At 42.0% G+C, this 255-nt stretch carries 1 protein-coding gene; it reads right to left on the bottom strand.

Going from position 1 to position 255, the window contains the following annotated elements; translation table 11 throughout:
• The coding region (locus tag KI375_RS27170; RefSeq protein WP_212976453.1) for a transposase at window positions 1-255 on the bottom strand (255 nt) is incomplete at both ends.

The following is a 255-nucleotide window of genomic DNA, read 5'->3' as shown; positions in this document are numbered from 1 at the left end:
ATAAAAATGGCTGTTGGTCTCGTAACATCGCAAAGGCAATTTTGATAAATTTATTGCCCATTGCGATAAACACTTTGCGAGAATGTTTTCCTTTTTCCTTGAGTCGTTGTTTGAACGGTTGTAAATCTTTATTATGTGTTGAGAGACTGAACCCGATATGATAGACGACATGCCGGAGATGAGGGTTTCCTTGTCTGGAAATTCGACCATAGTACCGGGATCCCTCGTCTCCGCCCGATTGTTTGATAAGAGGGT

Source organism: Bacillus sp. J14TS2 (genome assembly GCF_018333015.1).
GTDB lineage: Bacteria > Bacillota > Bacilli > Bacillales > Bacillaceae_C > Lederbergia.
This window is presented reverse-complemented; position numbering and strand designations above follow the sequence as displayed.